Origin of the sequence: Streptomyces sp. NPDC091272, assembly GCF_044757485.1 — a bacterium.
In the GTDB taxonomy this organism is placed as follows: domain Bacteria; phylum Actinomycetota; class Actinomycetes; order Streptomycetales; family Streptomycetaceae; genus Streptomyces.
Genome location: NZ_JBIVVC010000006.1, coordinates 414509 through 431774, shown reverse-complemented (window position 1 = coordinate 431774; position 17266 = coordinate 414509). Strand labels below are relative to the sequence as shown.

Sequence of the window (17266 nt, the reverse complement as noted above, 5' to 3'; positions counted from 1 at the left end):
GTGCGCCGTACGTCGGAGGCTTACGCGGATGCGCACGTCATCAGGGGCTCACGCGGATGCGCACATCACGGTCCGCGCGGGTGCTCGCGTCAGGAGCTCGGGCACGGAAGGGCCGACCGGCGGCCGGGCGGCCCGCGACGGGCGGGGAACCCGAACCGTCAGGCTCGACGCCAAGTGGCCGTACACAGCGCGCTGTTGACGCGCAGAAGGTCGACGGAGCGGTCCGCGCACAGCAGGACGCGACCGCGGGACCGCCAGGCGGTCGTCCCCTCGGCTGCGTACATCGCGCTCACCCTCACCCGTCCGGCCCCAGGGGCCCCGACCTTGCCGGACGCGCGGCGCACATCCGTTCTGCGCCGAAGCTAGGCGGGCCCCGGGGCGATGTCAACGCCGTCGCGCCGGCCCGGAATTGACCTCTGCGGGCACTCGGACACCACCCCGAGGCGCCCACGCCTGGCCCTGCCGACCGGAATCGGCGTGCGGCGGGCAGGCGTGGAGCCCGGAAGGAGTTCACGAACCTGACACAGTGGTGCGGGGCCGGAGGTACGGACTCAGAGGTACGGACTCAGAGGTGCGGGGCCGGCGCCGGAAGGCCGTACCGGCTCAGAGGTGCGGGGCCAGGAAGTCCGTGAAGCCCGCTCGGTCCAGCGGCCCGGTCCCGGCCACCGCTTCGCCGTCCTTGATCAGTACGAAGGACGGAGCGCCGGTGACGCCGAACCGCTTCGTCGGCCCCGGGCACCGGGTCATGTCGGTCCTGATCACCGTCAGCCTGCCCGCGTAGTCCGAGGCCAGCTCCCCCACCACGGAGTCCATCTCCTTGCAGGCCTTGGCCGCCTTGGGCCAGGTCCCGAAGAAGTACGCGAGTACCGGGCCGGCCGTCCGCGCGAGAACGAAGTCGAACTCGTCGCTCTCCAACGGCTGATGCATCCTGCTCGCCACCGGCACTCCTCGGGTCCTGAATGTCTGCATGTGCGGAACTTCCACGGGATGCCGAATGTACGGGGCGCCGCGGGCCGGCACACCGCAGGGTGGGCCGCGCCCCGCGGTGTGCCGGCCCGCGGGCTCCCTCACTCCCTCAGGAGCGCTCTCTCAGGAGGAAGCAGGCCGGCCGGGCGACCCGCCGTCGTGGGCGCGGGCCTCGGCGGCGGACTTGAGCTGGTGCAGCCATGCTTCGAGGCCCTCAGCGAGAATTCTGGTCGCGGTGGGCACGTCCGCGTCGACCTGCGGCCCGGTGTGGGTCTCCTCGGTGGTCACCCGGACACCGCCCCTGACCTTCGTGAAGGTCCAGACGTGCACCCCGTCGATGTGCAGCCCCTCACCGACCGCCGGCCCCGTCCAGCGGATGCACGCGCCGCGCTCGATCTGCCGGACGGTCGAGGTGATCTCCAGGCTGGTGGCCGGGGTCGAGGGGTTGGGGGGTATCGGCGTCGTCCACCGGAACGCCGAACCCCGGCGGAGGGGGCCGTGGTCGAGCCGGTCCACGGCCTCGACCGGCGTCTGCCAGGACGGCCAGTCCTCCACGTCCGTCTGAAGCTTCCAGACGGTGTGCAGCGGGGCGTGGATGACGGTCCCGGTCCGGTGCCGGACCCGGGCGTCAGGGTCAACTCCCTTCCCGCCGCAGATGAGGGAGTTGCCGGGGTGGGCGGCGCCGGACGCACCGGCGGTACGGGAGGGCTGGCCGGCAACGGCTGCGGCTGCGGCTGCGGCTGCGGCGGGCACGGCACCGACCGCCACGAGACCGAGCACGAGCGGGACAGCGAGCAGGGCGTTGCGGGTGCTGCGGGTGCTGCGAAGGCCGGACATGACGTTCTCCTCTGCCGGTACCGCATGGATGGAGCTTCTCGCTTTAGTTAGAAGCTATAACGCCTGGGCTCGGGCGGTCAACACCGAGGGTGATACCTTCTCGCCAACCCTTGAGGGTGTAAGCAGACGCGGCGAAACGAACGAGGACGGTGGCCGGCATGGCGGCAGCGCGTGCGGAGACCCCGCGGGAGCGCTATCGGGCCCAGGTGCGGGCAGAGATCACCCAGCGCGCGTGGGAGCAGATCGCGACGGCGGGCGCGTCGGCGCTCTCACTCAACGCGATCGCCAAGCAGATGGGCATGAGCGGGCCCGCGCTCTACCGCTACTTCGCGGGGCGCGACGAGCTGATCACCGAACTGGTCCGGGAGGCGTACCGCAGCCTCGCCGACACCCTCCGCACTGCCGCGGCCACCGGCAGCACGGCCCCCGACACCGGCCGCCCACGTCTGACGGCGCTGGCGTACGCCTTGCGCGGCTGGGCGCTCGCGGACCCGCACCGGTACTTCCTCATCTACGGCACGCCGGTCCCCGGTTACCGGGCGCCGCAGGACACCACCGCGATCTCGAACGAGATCATGACGACCCTGCTCGACGCCTGCGCGGCCTCCCCGGCGCTCGCGCCGGACGGTACGGCGACGCCCTTGCGTACCCACCTCGCCGACCATCGGGACTGGGCGGCGGGCCACCCCGCCGGGCCCGGGGAGCTGCACCGGTTCCTGATTTTCTGGACCCGGCTGCACGGCGTCCTGTCCCTGGAACTCGCGGGCCAGTTCACCGGCATGGACTTCGACCCCGCCCTGCTCTTCGCGGCGGAACTCGACGCACTGCTGCCCCCCGGGAGCTGAGTTGCGCGAACCCGGACCAACTCGACGCTCCGGGCGCTGAGGTGCGCAGACCCGGACCAGCTCGCCACCCCGGGAGCTGAGTTGCACGGACTCGGACCAACTCGACGCTCCGGGCGCCGAGTTGCGTGGGCTCAGACCAGCTCGCCGCCCCGGGCCACCACCCGTCCCGCGTGCACGACCATGTCCCGCTGCGGCATGTCCACCACGACCTGCGGCGTGCACTCTGCCCGCAGCAGGATGAAGTCAGCCGGGTCGCCCGGCGCGAAGCCGGCCCGCGCCAGGCCCATCACGTCGGCGCCGCCGTGCGAGCCCACGGTGTAGCAGTCGTTCAGCTCCTGGTCGAGACGGACGTCGGTGACCCAGCCCAGGATGTGCGTGCGGTGCAGCATGTCGGCGTTGCCGAACGGGCTCCAGGAGTCGCGCACGCCGTCCGAGCCGAGGCCGACGCGCACCCCGTGCTCGTGCAGCTTCGCGATGGGCAGCACCAGCGACTCGTTGGGCGCCACGGTGGTCAGGGCGATGTCCAGGTCGCCGAGGTCGGCCGCCATCGTGTCGAGCTCGCCCTCTGCCATCTTCGTCAGACAGAAGACATGACTGACCGTCACCTTGCCGCGCAGGGACAGCGAGCGGGTGCGGTCGATGATGCCGCGCAGCACCTTGACGCCCTTGTCGTCCCGGTCGTGCAGATGGATGTCCACCCCGACGTCGTACCGGTCGGCGAGCCGGAAGACCAGGTCGAGCTGTTCGTCGAGGGCGTTGTCGAAGCTGATCGGGTCGATACCGCCGATCATGTCGACGAGGCCGCTGCGCGCGGCGTCCTCCAAGAGACGCGCCGTGCCGGGCGTGCGGATCACTCCGTGCTGCGGGAAGCCGACGATCTGCACGTCCAGGGCGTGCGCGAGTTTTTCGCGTGCCTCGGCGACGCCTTCGAGCCCCTTCAGGCCGTAGGCGGGGGCCACGTCCGCGTGGGCGCGCATGGCGCGGGTACCGCGCGTCACTGCGTGCGCCATCAGCCCGTACGCGCGCTCACCCACCGAACGGCGCTCACTGCGGAACACCTCGACGTCCTGGGCGCAGTAGTCGGCGATCCCGTTGGCGGGCCTGCGCGAGCGCCAGTCGCCGCCCCAGGTGGTCTTGTCGGGGTGGATGTGGGCGTCCACGAGGCCGGGCAGCGCGAGCCGTCCGCCACCGTCGACGGTCCGGGCGTGGGCGGGCGCGGGACGGTCGCTGATCCGGCCGTCGACCACAGTCAGGTCGACGGCCTTCTTCGCACCGAAGGGCCGTACGTTCTTGAAGACCACGGTCTCGCGGGGGCGGCGGTCGTGGCCGCCCGCCCCGGCGGCGGACGCGGCGGGCGCGAAGGCCGCGGTACCGGCCAGGGAAGCGGCTCCGGCGGCGAGGACGCCACGCCGGGAGAGGGGAGGGGGAACCATGGGGGGACTCCTTTTGACGACTGTCGCTGCGCGACGAGCACCGCCGTGGGGGTCGGTGGCTCGCGGCAGCCTCGATGCCAGTCGCACTTTTGTATACCAAAGCGCGGACGCGGACAAGAGCCGTCACCCAGTTCACGGAGATTACGGGGGTAAATGGGCGCGGTGCCGGTAGGTGACTACACCTTGGTATACAAATTACCCGTCACCGAAGAGCGAGCGCAGCGCCACCGCACGGCTGTCCCGTACGTGCAGGAACGTCACCGCCGCCGCCCCCTCCTCGTCACCGGCCGCGATGTGCCGAAGCATCTCGGCGTGCTGGGCCCGCATGGAGGCGGGTTCCTCCCGCATGCCGAAGAGGAGCTGTAGCTGCCAGCTCAGCTGCTCCATCGTGCGCACCAGCAGCGGATTGCCGGCCAGTGCCACGACCTCGTCGTGGAACGCCACGTGCGCGGCCACCTCGCGTGCGCCCTCGTCGACTGCGGCCGCCCGCTCCGCGCGCTCCAGCAGACCGCGCAGCGCCGTGACCCCCTGCGGCTCCCCCGCGACGGCCGCCACCCGGCGGGCCGCCAGCCGCGAGGCCTGGACGGCGAGCGGCTCCCACACCTCGTACAGGTGCCGTACGTCGTCCCGCTCAAGGCTGCGCACCCGGACCCCGCTGCGCGGCAGCAGTTCGAGGAGCCCCTCGGCGACCAGGGCGCGCAGGGCCTCGCGGACCGGCACGCGGGACATCCGGAGCTCCTCGGCGACCTCCCGTTCCACCAGGCGCGCGCCCATCGGGTAACGCCGGTCCACGATCCGCTGCCGCACCGCGTCGCGGGCCTGCGCGCTCAGTGAGGCACGGGGCGCGGGCGCGCCCTTCGCCGGCCGTTCCCCCGCGCCCGCTCTGTCGCCTGCCACCTGGACCGTCCTTCGCTCGCCGTGTTCCGCGAGAATACGCGGCCGGTCCGGTGCTGCCCCCGTCAGCGGCCGGTGGTGGCCCTCGGCAGCACTTCGAACAGGCGGTCCAGCTCCTCGTCGGTGTTGTAGTAGTGCACCGACGCCCGGACGGCCGTCTCCAGGCCGCGCGGTACGAAGTCCCAGCGCGCGTGGTCCGCGACGGCGACCGAGACGTTGACCGCATCGGCACGTAGCTGGTCGGCGATGCGGCGGGGGTCATGACCCTCGACGGTGAAGGTGACCAGCCCGCACTGCCGCCTGCCCCGGTCGTGCACCTCGACCCCCGGCAGTTCGCGCAGCCGGCTGCGGAGGGTGTCGGCGAGCCGGGTGACCCGCCCTTCGATGGCGTCGAGCCCGAGGTCGAGGGCGGTGTCGACGGCGACGCCGAGGCCGATCTTCCCCGCGTAGTACGTCTCCCAGTTCTCGAAACGGCGTGCGTCCTCGCGCACCGTGTAGGTGTCGGGTCCCGTCCAGGTCGCCGCGTGCAGGTCGAGGAAGGGCGGCTCCATCCGGTCCAGCATCGTGCGCGAGCAGTAGAGGAACCCGGTGCCGCGCGGGCCGCGCAGATACTTCCGGCCGGTGGAGGTCAGCAGGTCGCAGCCGATCTCGGCCACGTCGATGGGCATCTGGCCGACCGACTGACAGGCGTCCAGCAGATAGGTGACGCCGAACTCGGCCGCCACCTTGCCGATGTCGGCGGCCGGGTTGACCAGGCCGCCCTGCGTCGGCACGTGGGTGACGGAGATGAGCTTCACCCGCTCGTCCATCATGTCCCGAAGGGCCTCGACGTCCAGCTGGCCGCTCTCGTCGTCGGGGACCACCTCGACGCTGACGCCGTGGCGGCGGGCGGTCTGGAGGTACGCGACGGCGTTGCTGACGTACTCGGCGCCCGCCGTCAGGATGCGGTCGCCCGGCTGGAAGGACAGCGAGTAGAAGACCATGTCCCAGGCCCGGGTGGCGTTCTCGACCACCGCGATCTCGTCGCGGCCGGCGCCCACCAGGCGGGCGAGCGCGTCGTAGGTGTGCTCGATCTTGTCGGCGGCGGCCGCAGCGGCCTCGTAACCGCCGATGGCGGCCTCAAGTTCGAGGTGCGAGGTGACCGCGCTCAGGGTCTGACGGGACGTCAGCGCGGCGCCGGCGTTGTTGAGGTGGACCCGGTTGGCACACCCCGGGGTGTCGCGGCGGAGCATCTCGATGTCCATGCACATGCCTGCCTTCTACTCGCCTCCGGTACGCGCTCCACGATCGCAAGCGGGCTCCGCTCGGTAAAGTGAATGTTTCCGGCCGCCATCGGTCGGAATTCCCGATGGTTCGCCGTCGGCGCCACCCGCGGCGAGAGCACGAGCACCCACAAGCACCGTGGACGGAGCGACCCCCGTGTACAACCTGCGCCGTCTGCAACTCCTGCGCGAGCTGAAGCACCGCGGGACGCTTGCCGCGGTCGCGGCGGCGATGTCGTACAGCCCGTCCTCCGTCTCCCAGCAACTGACCCTCCTCGAAAGCGAGGTGGGCGCCCCGCTGCTGGAGCGCGAGGGCCGCGGGGTACGGCTGACGCCGCAGGCGGAGATCCTGGTCGCGCACACGGAGGCGGTGGTGCGAAGGCTCGACCTGGCCGGGGCGGAGATCGCCGCGTCGCTGCGCGGCCTGTCAGGCACCTTGCGGGTCGCCGCCTTCCAGACCGCTGCGCTGGTCCTCGTACCGGTGGCGCTCGGCACGCTGCGTACGACGCACCCCGGAGTGCGCGTCGAGGTCGTGCAGGCGGAACCCGACCGGGCACTGCCCGCGTTGCTGGTGCGGGACGTGGAGCTGGTGATCGACGAGACCTTCCCCGGCCACCCGCGGGCGGCCCGCGCCGCCGAGTTCGAGAACCACGTGCTGTGCGAGGACCCGATGCGGTTGGCGGCGGACTCTGCGGGAGAGTCCCTTCGGTCCCTCGCGGACCGGCCCTGGATCATGGAACCGCTGGGCACTCCGGCCAGGGACTGGGCGATGCGGGTGTGCCGCGAGGCGGGTTTCGAGCCGGACGTGGTCTTCCAGTCCCCCGACATGCTGGTGCACGCGCGCATGGCGGAGGCGGGCCACGCGGTGGCGTTCCTGCCCGACCTCGTGTGGTGCGACCGGGCCCCCTCGGTCCCCCTGCGCCATCTCACGCCCACCCACCGGCGCACGATCACGGTGACCACGCGCACCGGCTGGGGCGGGCACCCGCTCGCGGCGGCGTTCCTGCGGGCGCTGCACCACGCGGTGGAGCACACCGGGGCCGAGGTGCGGCGACACCTGCCCGCCACACCCTGACGAGGCCCGGCGCCGCTCAGCACAGGTCGAGCCGCATCAACACCCGGTGGCAGACGGTTCCTCCCCGCCCATCCTGCCGGTCCCCTCCTGCCTGCGGCCCGCCGTGCCAACCCGCTCCCCCGGTGTTACCGCAGGAGCCCAGCGAGGACCCTGCGCACGGTCCGTTCGAACATCACCCTGGGGTCTTCTGCCGGCGCGCTCCCGGGCGACTGCGCCAGCGCGGAGGCGAGATGGGGGCGGTCCCCGCGGGCGGCCGCCCGGCCCAGGTAGCCGGCCTGCGCGGCGTGGCGGTCGCCGTGCGCGGACGAGCCCGTCCGTGGCGCTTCCGTACGCGCGAACTGCGCCACCAGCGCGCTCAGCAGCGCGACGATCTCCATCTTGGCGCCACCGGGCAGCCGGACCGGGGACATCGCCCGCAGCGCGTACTCCAGGAAGTCCAGCCCGCGCGGGCCCAGCCGGAGCGGTTCCGGCGGGACGTCGAGCAGCCAGGGGTGCCGGAGCTGGACGTCCTTCGTCCGGGACGCGAGGGCGGTGAGGTCGTCGACGGGGTCTCCGCCGAGTGGGACGTCGAGGGCGATCTCCCCGGTCACCGCGTCCACCATCAGGTCGAGCAGGTCCTCGCGCCCGGGAACGTAGCGGTAGAGGGACGCCTGTCCCGTGCCGAGCGCCCGGGCCACCGCGCGCATCGACACCGCCGGCAGGCCGCCGCGGTCCGCGAGTTCGACCGCGGCGGCGGCGAGCTCCGCGCGGCTGTGCAGGGCCGCCGGGCCGCGCGCACCCCGGTCCGGCCGCTCCCAGACCGTGACGGCCGGCGCGGGCTCCCGCTCCACTCGGTCCACTGTTCTCCTCGCTCGTTCTTCCGTCGGTCGTTGCTCGTGGTGGTCCGTGCCCTACTCTAAAACTGCGAACAATGATCGCAGTTAAGGGAGGTATACCGGTGTCCTCGTCCTCGACAGGTATCTGGAGCCCGGTCCGCCGGGCCGTCAACGGCTCCGTGCGGCTGGCATACGACCAGCTGGTTGAGAACACCGGCGGTGAACCGCTGTTGGTGGCGACGGGACTCGGCGCCAACCGGCACTGGGTGCCCGACGGGCTGTGCCGCATGCTGGCCGCCCGGGGCTTCGCGGTGGCCAGGTACGACCAGCGCGACGGCGGCGATTCCACGCACCTGCCGCCCGGCGCCGTCCGCAACCCCGTCTCCGCCCTGTTCACCGGGCGCGGGGACGCGTACTCGGCCGAGGACATGGCCGACGACGCCGCGGCGGTCCTGGACGCGCTGGGATGGCGGTCGGCGCATCTGCTGGGCGTCTCGCTGGGCGGCGCCGTGGTGCAGCGAGTGGCGCTTCGCCACCCCGGCCGGGTCCGCACCCTCACCACCATGGCCGCCGTGCCCGGCGACATCTCGGGCCTGCGCACCCTGCGTCACGTACGCGTGGGGACCGTCGCGAAGTTCGCCAGGCTGCGGTTTCCCGACACGGCCGAGGGAGGGGTGGCGGCGGGGGTGGCCGTTTCGCGTCTCGTCGCGTCCCCGCGCCACCCGTTCGACGAACGGGCCGCGCGAGAGGCCGCCGAGCGCGGTGCCGACGGCGGGCTGCACGACCGCGAGGCGCAGGCCCGTCAGATCGGGGCACAGTGGCACGGCCCGCCGATCAGTGCGATCGCCCGGCCCACGCTGGTCCTGCACGGCGCGGACGACCCGCTCATCAGGCCCACCGCGGCACGGGCGATCGCCACCCGGGTCCCCGGCGCACGCCTGGTGCTGCTGCCCGGCGTGGGCCATGAGTTCCCCGAGCGCGCCTGGCCGGACGTCACCGGCGAGATCCGCGCCCTGGCCGACGGCTGCCCCGGTGACCCCGAGGACTTGGCGCCGACGGTGTGACATACGTCCCCGCACATCCACGGGTGAACCGGCCGGTCGCGGGCAGGCAGTGCAAGATCCACACGTCGTACGGCGGGGCGCCCGCCGTACGGCCGCCAGAGAACCAGAGGAGTTCGGCATGACCCACGACCACGACCAGGACCTGCTGCCCGCACCCGCCGTCGCCGAGGCGCACGAGGGGCAGCTGAACCGGGGGCGGATGCCCACCGACGCCGTGCACGTCACGGTCAACGCCCTGCCCACCGCCGAGGAGGGCGACCAGGTGAACCTGTGGCTGACCGGCTCGGGCAACGAGTACGTGGACGGGCGCACCGTCGGCGCCGGGGGCAGCGTCGTCTTCGCGGTGCCCGCCGACACGCTGCCGGCCGCGCCCGCCAAGGTGAACGTCTCGTACCACCTGCACCGCAGTACCCATCTGCTCGGGGTGTCGGAGGTACTGCACCTCACCGTGGCCTGAGAGGCTGCCGGCCTCGGCGGCCCTGTACTGCTGCGGACCTCTCCGGCGCGCGGCGGCGATGAGTTGCCGGCGGCCACGGAGTCATACCTGGTGCCAGGGGATTCCACGCGGGATCCCGCACCCGGAAGTCAGGCAGGCAGCGTCATGAGCACACTGATCGTCACCGCGTTCGTCACCCTGGACGGAGTCGTGCAGGCCCCCGGCGGCCCCGACGAGGACAAGAGCGGCGGCTTCACCCACGGTGGCTGGCTGGTTCCGTACGGCGACGAGGGGTTCGGGGAGCTGATGGACAGGATCTTCGTACGGTCCGCCGACCACCTGCTGCTCGGCCGCAGGACGTACGACATCTTCGCCGCCCACTGGCCCCGGTTCACCGATCCCGACGACGCGATCGCCGTGAAGCTCAACTCCATGCCGAAGTACGTCGCCTCGCGCTCCGGGGACAGCCTGGAGTGGCACAACAGCCACCTGCTCAAGGGTGACGCGGGCGAATCGGTCGCCATGCTCAAGCAGCAGCTGGACGGGGTGCTCATGACGCAGGGCAGCAGCGATCTCATCGCCACCCTGCAGCAGCACGACCTCGTCGACGAGTACCGGCTACTGATCAGCCCCGTGGTGCTGGGCACCGGCAAGCGGCTGTTCCACGAGGGCGCCACCCCCGTCTCCTGGACGCTCGCGGAGTCCCTCACCACCGGCGCCGGGGTGCAGTACTGCGCCTACCGGCGGGAGGGCAGGCCCTCGTACGGCTCCTTCGAATCCGCCGAGTGAGCGGTCGACGCCAACTCCCTTGTACATGCGAGGGGTTCATGGGGAAGTTGTGACGCTGCCAAGTACGAGTCGTGCCTGATTCCTGGACTCTTCACCCGGGCGTACGCACCATCGTCAGGTGACGAAACCGTCGAACACCTCGCCTCGCAACTCCCTCCTCCCGCGCGTGAGTTCACGTCGCGGCAGCTCGGGCCGCCGGAACTTCCTCACCGCGCTGGGGGTCCTCGCGACCACCACCGCCCTCGGCGTACCGGCCTACGCCTCCGAGGCGGCCCGTGACGCCGGGTCCAGCACCGACCTCGTCGACTTACAACTGCTCAACATCACCGATCTGCACGGGTACTTACAGGGCCCGACGGGCGCCGACTCCGTCATCCGCGGCAACGGCGGCCGGGAGTACACGGTGGGGGGCGTCGCCGCCATGGGCACCCATCTGGAACGGCTCAGGGACGGGCGGCGCAACTCGCTGTTCTTCGCGCCCGGGGACCTCTTCTCCGGGTGGGAGTTCGACGCCGCCGCGTTCTCCGACGAGCCGACGATGGAGGCCCTGAACAAGCTGGGGCTCGACTTCGCGACCGCCGGGAACCACGAGGTCGACAAGTTCCCGGCCAACCTGGTCCAGCACATGGAGCGCGGCTACCCCTACCCGGTCGTGGGGCGGGACACCGGCTTCCGCGACTCCACCGGCCGGCCGTTCCACGGCGCGGACTTCCCGTACTACAGCGCCAACCTGGTGCGCACCCGCAACGGGCAGACCGTCGTACCGCCGTACCACATCGAGTACGTGCAGGGACCGGGCGAACAGCGGATCCCGGTCGGTTTCATCCATCTCACCGCCATCGGGACGGAGTTGTTCCCCGCCTCCTTCCAACCGGGGCTGAAGACCCTCGACATGGTCGCCACCGCCGACCGGTACGCGGGGCTGCTCAAGGACCGCGGGGTGAACGCCATCGTGCTCAGCATGCACGACGGCGCCGACGCGGGCGCCGACTTCAACAGCGGGAGCGACCCGTACGGACCCGCCTACGACCTGGCCCTGCGCGCCTCGCCGCACATCGACGCCATCGTCACCGGACACTGGCACTGCCGGTTCAACATGATGGTGCCCGACCCGGACGGCGTGCCCCGGCCCTTCGTCGAGGCCGGGTTCCACGGCCAGGTCATCAACGAGATCAACCTCAAGCTCGACCCCCGCACCGGGCGGGTGGTCCGGGAGCTGACCGTCTCCACCAGCCACCCCAACACCCGCGACGTCACCCCGCACCCCGGCCTCAAGGCGATCGCCGACTACTGGGCCGGACAGGCCACCGCCCGCGAACGCAGCACGATCGGCCGGCAGACCGCGCCGTTCACCCGCGTCCGCAACGCGGCCGGGCAGAGCACCATGGGCGACCTCGCGGCCGACTGGGCGATGTGGGCGGCGCTCAGCCCCGTGCCCGGGTACGACGACTCCAACGTCCACCGGTTCGCCCCGGCCCAGCTCGCCCTCGTGCCGCTCGCCCCCACGGTCGGCCAGTCCGTGGTGCGCGCCGACCTGACAGCGGCGGCAGGCTCCGGCGGAGCGGTGAGTTTCGGACAGGCCTGGCGGGCGATCGGCTACGGCAACCCGACGGTCTGCGCCACCCTGACCGGGCAGCAGATACACGACGCCCTCGAACAGCAGTGGTCCACCGGCCCGCAGAACCAGCTGCGGTTCGCACCGCTCGCGGTGTCCGGCAACGTCCGGTACTCCTTCGACGCGACCGGCGCCGTGGGTGACCGGATCGACCCGTCGGACGTCCTCGTCGACGGCTATCCGCTGCAGCCGGGCCGGAACTACCGCGTGGCCACGGCCGCCTACACCTTCCTCGGCATGGACGGCTATCCGGCGCTCGGCGCGTTCCGCGAGCCCTACCGGCACCAGCGTGACTTCGAGAGCTTCGTCGCCTACGTGCGCGAGCGCGGGGTCCTGGCGCCGTCCGCGCTGGACCGCGTCACGGCCAAGAACGCGGCGCTGCTGGGCGCGGACACCGGCCGGATCACCGACCCGCCGACGGCCGTACGGGAGGACGGCAGCGCCCTGCCGGCGGCGGTCGCGGCCATCGTCACCGCGGGCGGCCCGAACGCCGGCCGGTTCGGCGGCTACCGGCCGCCCTGCTGAGCTCAGGGCTCCGGCAGATTGGCCCGTTCGGCCCAACGGGGGCGCCGCAGGGGTGGGCGAACCAGGTGAATGCCGCCAGAGTCGAATGAGGGAGGGGTCGCGGCACGGCCGGGGGCGAGCCTGGAAGGGATGCGGCTGAAATGGACAACCGGTGCACGGGATTCGTCGAGTGGTGGGACCGGGCGGCCGGACGGGGCTTCATCGTCCCGCTCGGCTGGCAGGACCCGATACCGGTGCTGCGCGAGGACATCGAGGGCGACTGCAAGAGTCTCTCCGCCGAACAGCAGGTCTCCTTCGCCCTCACCCTGGGAAACGGCGGGTTCGAGGCGAAGGAGGTGCGGCCCTAGGGCCGCGAAGGGGCGTTCGGGGGCCGGAGCGGTGGCTGCCGCAGCCGGATTTGTGGCCGCCGCGGCCCGGGCGGTGGCCGCCGCTCCGGTCGGCCTCCGGTCAGGAGGAACGCCCCCCGAGCGGCTCCGTCAGTGGGACGGCACCCGGGAGCGGACCGAACCGGCGGCGGCGTGGGCGCGCTTGCGGGCCTCGTTCACGGAGCTCACCCGCGCGAGCTCGGCGCGGCGCCCCGCGTGCCGGACCGCCCTGCGGCCGTCCGCGGCCGACCTCCGGGCCCGCCAGGCCACCGACGGCTTTCCGTGGGTGTCGGCCGCCGTGATCAGCAGACCGCCGATCAGGGAGAGGTTCTTGAGGAAGTGGGTGCGCTGCTGCGCCTTCGCAGCGGGGTCCTTCTCCTCCCAGAACCGGTGGCCCGCCAGCGTGGTGGGCACCAGCGTGCCGGCCAGTGCCAGGGCCGCGAACCGAGGGAAGCGCCCCAGCGCGAGCAGGGTGCCCGCGCCCAGCTGCACGGCGCCGTTGATCCGTACCAGCTGCTCGGGATCCGTCGGCAGGGCCGGGATCCGCCGGGTCAGAGGTTCTGCCACCGGCTCGGCCTTCGCAGCGACGTGCTCCGGGTGCCGCAGGGTGCCGTAACCACCGCTGATGAATGTCGAGGCCAGCAAGGGCCTTGCGATCCTCCTGATGAGTGCCATGCGCCGCGAGTTCCCCTCATGCCGTCCGTTATGCGCCGATGGTGTGCGCACCTTACGGGCGCGCGGACCGTGACTGCCGCCGTCAGCGGTGCGGGTGGCCCTGGTCGGGGTCGTCGTCGATGGTCTGCCAGGTGTCGCCGCGCTGGCTGCCGCCGGACTCCTGTTCGGCCCGGGTCTCCTCCGGGGCGACCGGCTGCTTCTTCTCCGACGCACGGCGGCTTCCCCACATGAAGGCACCCAGCAGTACGAGGACCACCACGACGCCCACCACAATGAGGAGCAACGTACTGTTGCCGGCGGCCAGGACCACTGAAGAGTTCATGTCTTCCTGGTTACCCCCGAAGTGCGCGCTCAGCAATCGGAGATGCCCGTGGGGCTCCGTTCCCGGGCAGCCGGGTGAACGCTGCACCCCTGCGCCGCAGCACGGAGCGTTTGCCTAAAGGTATTAGGTGAATGCAGAATGGGTGCAGCCGCACGGACGAGCCGTGTTGGTTGAGGGAGGGCTGCCCATGGGGCGCGAGAGACTGACGGTGGAGCGCCTGACCCGGGCAGGGGCCGAGCTCGCCGACGAGGTCGGCTTCGAGCAGGTGACCGTCTCGGAGATCGCCAGGCGGTTCGACGTCAAGGTCGCGAGCCTCTACTCGCACCTGAAGAACTCCCACGACCTCAGGACCAGGATCGCCCTGCTCGCCCTGGAAGAACTCGCCGACCGCTGCGCCGCCGCACTGGCCGGCCGGGCGGGCAAGGACGCGCTGACCGCCTTCGCGGACGTGTACCGCGACTACGCCAGGGAGCACCCCGGGCGCTACGCCGCCACCCAGTTCCGGCTCGACCCGCAGACCGCCGCCGCCAGTGCCGGTGTCCGCCACTCGCAGATGACCCGTGCGATCCTGCGCGGCTACGACCTGGCGGAACCCGAGCAGACGCACGCGGTCCGCCTCATCGGCAGTGTCTTCCACGGTTACGTGAGCCTGGAGATGGCCGGCGGGTTCAGCCACAGCGCACCGGACTCGCAGGAATCATGGTCGCGGAGCCTGGACGCCCTGGACGCCCTGTTGCGGAACTGGCCGTCGATCCACCCGCATTCGGCCGACAAGTTGGGACGATGAACAACAGCAGCTGGACCACCACCCCCGTCACCGCCTCCCTCCTGCGCGGTGCGCTCGACCTGGAGCACACCGAGCACGGTGTGCTGCCGCACCGGTTGCCCGCGTGGGCACGCGCGCAGATCCCCGACGGACAGCTGGCCATGGCAGAGGCCCAGCCGTCCGGCGTACGGCTGGCCTTCCGCACCCGCGCCACCTCCGTCGAACTGGACACACTGCGCACCAAGAACGCCTACGTGGGCGCCCCGCCCCGCCCGGACGGCACCTACGACCTGCTCATCGACGGCGCACTGTTCGGCCAGGCCGCCACCACCGGTGGCAACGTCCTCCAGGTGGACATGGCCGCCGGCACCACGGAGACGATTCCCGGCCCGGTCGGCACCGTCCGCTTCGAGGGTCTGCCCGACCGCGTCAAGAACATCGAGATCTGGCTGCCGCACAACGAGATCACCCAGCTCGTCTCGCTGCGCACCGACGCCCCGGTCGAGGTGTCCCCCGTCCCGCCGGGCCGCAGGACGTGGCTGCACCACGGCAGTTCGATCAGCCACGGCTCGGACGCGGCCAGCCCCAGCGCCACCTGGTCGGCGCTGGCCGCCGCACTCGGCGGTGTGGAGCTGACCAATCTCGGTTTCGGCGGCAGTGCGCTGCTCGACCCGTTCACCGCCCGCGCCATGCGGGACACGTCCGCGGACCTGATCAGCGTCAAGTTCGGCATCAACCTGGTCAACACCGATCTGATGCGGGTGCGCGCGTTCGCCCCCGCGGTGCACGGCTTCCTCGACACGATCCGTGAGGGGCACCCCACCGCCCCGCTGCTGGTCGTCTCGTCGATCCTGTGCCCGATCCACGAGGACACCCCGGGCCCCAGCGCGCCCGACCTCGGCGCCATGAGCGAGGGCCGGCTCCGCTTCATGGCGACCGGCGACCCGGCAGAGGTGGCGGCCGGGAAGCTGACGCTCAACGTCGTACGGGCCGAACTCGCGCGCATCGTCGCGCGGCGCGCCGCGGACGACCCGAACCTGTACCACCTGGACGGCCGCGAGCTCTACGGCGAGAAGGACTTCGCCGAACTGCCGCTGCCCGACCAGCTGCACCCGGACGCGGCCGCACACCGCCGCATCGGCGGGCGCTTCGCCGAGCTGGCCTTCGGCACGGACGGCGCGTTCGCGACGGACCGCGGGGCGGACGCCGACGGCCCGGCCCGGTAGCCGTGCGACCGGAAGCCGGTCCACGGGAGGCCGGTCCACCGGAGGCCGGGCATCCGACGGCCGGGCGACCCGCGCACCCGGAGGCCGTGCACCCGGAGGCTGTGCGTACGCCCGCCGTACGCCCGGAGGCCGTGCGCACGCCCGACGGTGACGGCCGCTCGCCCCGGCTCGTCTGGTACACCTCGTACGGTTCCAACACGCACGCGCACCGGCTGTCGTACTACCTCATGGGCGGCCGGCCCCCCGGCGCCGCCCGCGGCTGTCCTGGCAGCCGTGACCCCCGGCCGCCCGCCGCGTCGGTGCCGGTCGAGCTGGCAGGCGTGCTGTACTTCGCCACCGAGTCCCCGGTGTGGACCGGCGGCCGGGCCTTCTACGATCCGGACGCTCCGGGCCGGGTGCTTGCTCGGGCGTACCTCGTGAGCACCGAGCAGTTCTCCGACATCGCCGCGCAGGAGATGTACCGGGAGCCGGGCACCGACCTCGATCTCACGGGCGTCCTGCGGGACGGCAGGGCCGTGCTGGGGCCCGGCAGGTACGAGACGCTGGTCTGCGCGGGAACCCTGCGCGGCCACCCGCTCCTCACCTTCACGGCGCCCTGGAGGGTCGAGGAGGTGGCGGGAAACGCACCCTCGGCCGGCTATCTCCGGCACCTGTGCGCGGGCCTCACCGAGACCGGCGCCTGGACTCCGCGGACCCTCGCCACGTATCTGGCACGCTGCCCGGGGGCGGCCGGCCGGTGGAGCGCGGAGGAGGTCGCCGCCCTGCTGCGGGCGGAGCGCGATGTCCGGTTTCCGCCAGCGTGAGGGTGGGCGGCCCCCGAGGCTGGAGCCATGACCACCTATACCGCGCTGCCCATCGCCCCCGACGCTCTGGAGGAACTGCGGGCCGTCGACGACTCGGGCCGTCGGCCGCAACCGTTCACGGCGCGCGCGGACGGCGTGCCCCTCGCCTGCGTGGGCAGCCCGCTGCGCTGCTGTCTGCGTGCGGTCGAGGCGGGGGAGCGGATCGCCCTCGTCTCGTACGCGCCGCTGCGCCGCTGGGCGGCGCGGACCGGGGCCGAGCCTGGTGGCTACGACGAGGCGGGGCCCGTGTTCGTGCACGCCGACGTCTGCGCGCAGCCGCGGCCCGGCCTCGGATACCCCTTCGCCAGGCCCGGTGCGTTGCGTACGGTCCGGCGGTACGACGCGGCGGGGCACATCGTGGGCGGCCGGCTGTTCGAGATCCCGCAGGACCCCGGGGCCGGCTTCGACGCGGTCCTTGACGAGGCGTTCGCCGATCCCGGTGTGGCCCTGGTCCATGTGCGGGCGGTGGAGTACGGCTGCTTCCAGTTCGAGGTCCGCCGTCCCTGACCCCGCC

At 72.3% G+C, this 17266-nt stretch carries 19 protein-coding genes; 11 read left to right on the top strand and 8 right to left on the bottom strand.

Going from position 1 to position 17266, the window contains the following annotated elements; translation table 11 throughout:
- Positions 1–603: 603 nt before the first annotated feature.
- Together ACIQM4_RS20010 and ACIQM4_RS20005 are read right to left on the bottom strand one after the other, a co-directional pair.
- Entirely contained in the window at positions 604–939 is a 336-nt protein-coding gene (locus ACIQM4_RS20010) for a thioredoxin family protein (protein ID WP_401593212.1), read from the bottom strand.
- A 150-nt stretch (positions 940–1089) separates the two neighbouring features.
- Positions 1090–1803, bottom strand: a complete 714-nt coding sequence (locus ACIQM4_RS20005; RefSeq protein ID WP_401593079.1) for an SRPBCC family protein — start codon at positions 1801–1803, stop codon at positions 1090–1092.
- 158 nt (positions 1804–1961) lie between these two features.
- Here ACIQM4_RS20005 and ACIQM4_RS20000 point away from each other — a divergent pair, with 158 nt between their 5' ends.
- Positions 1962–2648 carry a TetR/AcrR family transcriptional regulator gene (locus tag ACIQM4_RS20000; protein ID WP_401593077.1) on the top strand — a complete coding sequence of 229 codons (687 nt, stop codon included), beginning with the start codon at positions 1962–1964 and terminating at the stop codon, positions 2646–2648.
- Positions 2649–2779: 131 nt separating this feature from the next.
- Here the strand turns inward: ACIQM4_RS20000 and ACIQM4_RS19995 are convergent, their stop codons facing one another.
- The 3 genes from ACIQM4_RS19995 to ACIQM4_RS19985 all read right to left on the bottom strand — a co-directional run bounded on the left by ACIQM4_RS19995 (position 2780) and on the right by ACIQM4_RS19985 (position 6225).
- Positions 2780–4081, bottom strand: a complete 1302-nt coding sequence (locus ACIQM4_RS19995) for an amidohydrolase (protein WP_401593075.1) — start codon at positions 4079–4081, stop codon at positions 2780–2782.
- A gap of 195 nt (positions 4082–4276) precedes the next feature.
- Complete coding sequence (locus ACIQM4_RS19990) at positions 4277–4978, bottom strand: GntR family transcriptional regulator (RefSeq protein ID WP_401593073.1); 702 nt, start codon at positions 4976–4978, stop codon at positions 4277–4279.
- Positions 4979–5040: 62 nt separating this feature from the next.
- Positions 5041–6225, bottom strand: a complete 1185-nt coding sequence (locus ACIQM4_RS19985; RefSeq protein ID WP_401593071.1) for an aminotransferase class V-fold PLP-dependent enzyme — start codon at positions 6223–6225, stop codon at positions 5041–5043.
- 151 nt (positions 6226–6376) lie between these two features.
- Between ACIQM4_RS19985 and ACIQM4_RS19980 the strand changes: the two genes are divergently transcribed.
- Positions 6377–7312 carry a LysR family transcriptional regulator gene (locus ACIQM4_RS19980; RefSeq protein WP_401593069.1) on the top strand — a complete coding sequence of 312 codons (936 nt, stop codon included), beginning with the start codon at positions 6377–6379 and terminating at the stop codon, positions 7310–7312.
- A 125-nt stretch (positions 7313–7437) separates the two neighbouring features.
- Here the strand turns inward: ACIQM4_RS19980 and ACIQM4_RS19975 are convergent, their stop codons facing one another.
- Complete coding sequence (locus tag ACIQM4_RS19975; RefSeq protein ID WP_401593210.1) at positions 7438–8142, bottom strand: TetR/AcrR family transcriptional regulator; 705 nt, start codon at positions 8140–8142, stop codon at positions 7438–7440.
- A gap of 107 nt (positions 8143–8249) precedes the next feature.
- On the opposite strand from ACIQM4_RS19975, the gene ACIQM4_RS19970 reads away from it, so the two are divergent.
- The 5 genes from ACIQM4_RS19970 (at position 8250) to ACIQM4_RS19950 (ending at position 12903) form a co-directional block, all read left to right on the top strand.
- The gene (locus ACIQM4_RS19970; protein ID WP_401593067.1) at positions 8250–9191 is read left to right on the top strand and encodes an alpha/beta fold hydrolase; all 942 of its coding nucleotides are present in this window, start codon (positions 8250–8252) and stop codon (positions 9189–9191) included.
- A gap of 118 nt (positions 9192–9309) precedes the next feature.
- Positions 9310–9648, top strand: a complete 339-nt coding sequence (locus ACIQM4_RS19965) for a hypothetical protein (RefSeq protein WP_401593065.1) — start codon at positions 9310–9312, stop codon at positions 9646–9648.
- A 144-nt stretch (positions 9649–9792) separates the two neighbouring features.
- Positions 9793–10416, top strand: coding sequence for a dihydrofolate reductase family protein (locus ACIQM4_RS19960; RefSeq protein ID WP_401593063.1), 624 nt, complete (start codon positions 9793–9795; stop codon positions 10414–10416).
- A 166-nt stretch (positions 10417–10582) separates the two neighbouring features.
- Positions 10583–12556, top strand: coding sequence for a bifunctional metallophosphatase/5'-nucleotidase (locus tag ACIQM4_RS19955; RefSeq protein ID WP_401593061.1), 1974 nt, complete (start codon positions 10583–10585; stop codon positions 12554–12556).
- A gap of 140 nt (positions 12557–12696) precedes the next feature.
- A complete protein-coding gene (locus ACIQM4_RS19950; protein ID WP_401593059.1) occupies positions 12697–12903 on the top strand; it encodes a cold shock domain-containing protein in 207 nt (68 codons plus the stop codon).
- A 129-nt stretch (positions 12904–13032) separates the two neighbouring features.
- Here ACIQM4_RS19950 and ACIQM4_RS19945 read toward each other — a convergent pair whose 3' ends face one another.
- The gene (locus ACIQM4_RS19945; protein WP_401593057.1) at positions 13033–13596 is read right to left on the bottom strand and encodes a DoxX family protein; all 564 of its coding nucleotides are present in this window, start codon (positions 13594–13596) and stop codon (positions 13033–13035) included.
- 82 nt (positions 13597–13678) lie between these two features.
- Positions 13679–13918, bottom strand: coding sequence for a DUF6479 family protein (locus ACIQM4_RS19940; RefSeq protein WP_401593055.1), 240 nt, complete (start codon positions 13916–13918; stop codon positions 13679–13681).
- Between the two features lie 187 nt (positions 13919–14105).
- On the opposite strand from ACIQM4_RS19940, the gene ACIQM4_RS19935 reads away from it, so the two are divergent.
- From ACIQM4_RS19935 to ACIQM4_RS19920, 4 genes are all read left to right on the top strand, one after another.
- The gene (locus tag ACIQM4_RS19935; RefSeq protein ID WP_401593053.1) at positions 14106–14705 is read left to right on the top strand and encodes a TetR/AcrR family transcriptional regulator; all 600 of its coding nucleotides are present in this window, start codon (positions 14106–14108) and stop codon (positions 14703–14705) included.
- Positions 14702–15910 (top strand): GDSL-type esterase/lipase family protein, encoded by a 1209-nt coding sequence (locus ACIQM4_RS19930; RefSeq protein ID WP_401593051.1) that lies wholly within the window; start codon positions 14702–14704, stop codon positions 15908–15910. Before ACIQM4_RS19935 ends, ACIQM4_RS19930 begins: the two co-directional genes overlap by 4 nt.
- 131 nt (positions 15911–16041) lie before the next feature.
- Complete coding sequence (locus tag ACIQM4_RS19925; protein ID WP_401593049.1) at positions 16042–16713, top strand: histone deacetylase; 672 nt, start codon at positions 16042–16044, stop codon at positions 16711–16713.
- A gap of 27 nt (positions 16714–16740) precedes the next feature.
- Complete coding sequence (locus ACIQM4_RS19920) at positions 16741–17259, top strand: DUF1203 domain-containing protein (RefSeq protein WP_401593047.1); 519 nt, start codon at positions 16741–16743, stop codon at positions 17257–17259.
- Positions 17260–17266: the final 7 nt, after the last annotated feature.

Excerpts from the sequence above, each read along its gene's own strand:
- ACIQM4_RS19995 (WP_401593075.1), bottom strand. The coding sequence starts at position 4,081 with ATGGTTCCCCCTCCCCTCTCCCGGCGTGGCGTCCTCGCCGCCGGAGCC.
- ACIQM4_RS19960 (WP_401593063.1), top strand. The coding sequence starts at position 9,793 with ATGAGCACACTGATCGTCACCGCGTTCGTCACCCTGGACGGAGTCGTG.
- ACIQM4_RS19965 (WP_401593065.1), top strand. The coding sequence starts at position 9,310 with ATGACCCACGACCACGACCAGGACCTGCTGCCCGCACCCGCCGTCGCC.
- ACIQM4_RS19920 (WP_401593047.1), top strand. The coding sequence starts at position 16,741 with ATGACCACCTATACCGCGCTGCCCATCGCCCCCGACGCTCTGGAGGAA.
- ACIQM4_RS19985 (WP_401593071.1), bottom strand. The coding sequence starts at position 6,225 with ATGTGCATGGACATCGAGATGCTCCGCCGCGACACCCCGGGGTGTGCC.
- ACIQM4_RS20005 (WP_401593079.1), bottom strand. The coding sequence starts at position 1,803 with ATGTCCGGCCTTCGCAGCACCCGCAGCACCCGCAACGCCCTGCTCGCT.
- ACIQM4_RS19940 (WP_401593055.1), bottom strand. The coding sequence starts at position 13,918 with ATGAACTCTTCAGTGGTCCTGGCCGCCGGCAACAGTACGTTGCTCCTC.
- ACIQM4_RS19930 (WP_401593051.1), top strand. The coding sequence starts at position 14,702 with ATGAACAACAGCAGCTGGACCACCACCCCCGTCACCGCCTCCCTCCTG.
- ACIQM4_RS19950 (WP_401593059.1), top strand. The coding sequence starts at position 12,697 with ATGGACAACCGGTGCACGGGATTCGTCGAGTGGTGGGACCGGGCGGCC.
- ACIQM4_RS19945 (WP_401593057.1), bottom strand. The coding sequence starts at position 13,596 with ATGGCACTCATCAGGAGGATCGCAAGGCCCTTGCTGGCCTCGACATTC.
- ACIQM4_RS20000 (WP_401593077.1), top strand. The coding sequence starts at position 1,962 with ATGGCGGCAGCGCGTGCGGAGACCCCGCGGGAGCGCTATCGGGCCCAG.
- ACIQM4_RS19935 (WP_401593053.1), top strand. The coding sequence starts at position 14,106 with ATGGGGCGCGAGAGACTGACGGTGGAGCGCCTGACCCGGGCAGGGGCC.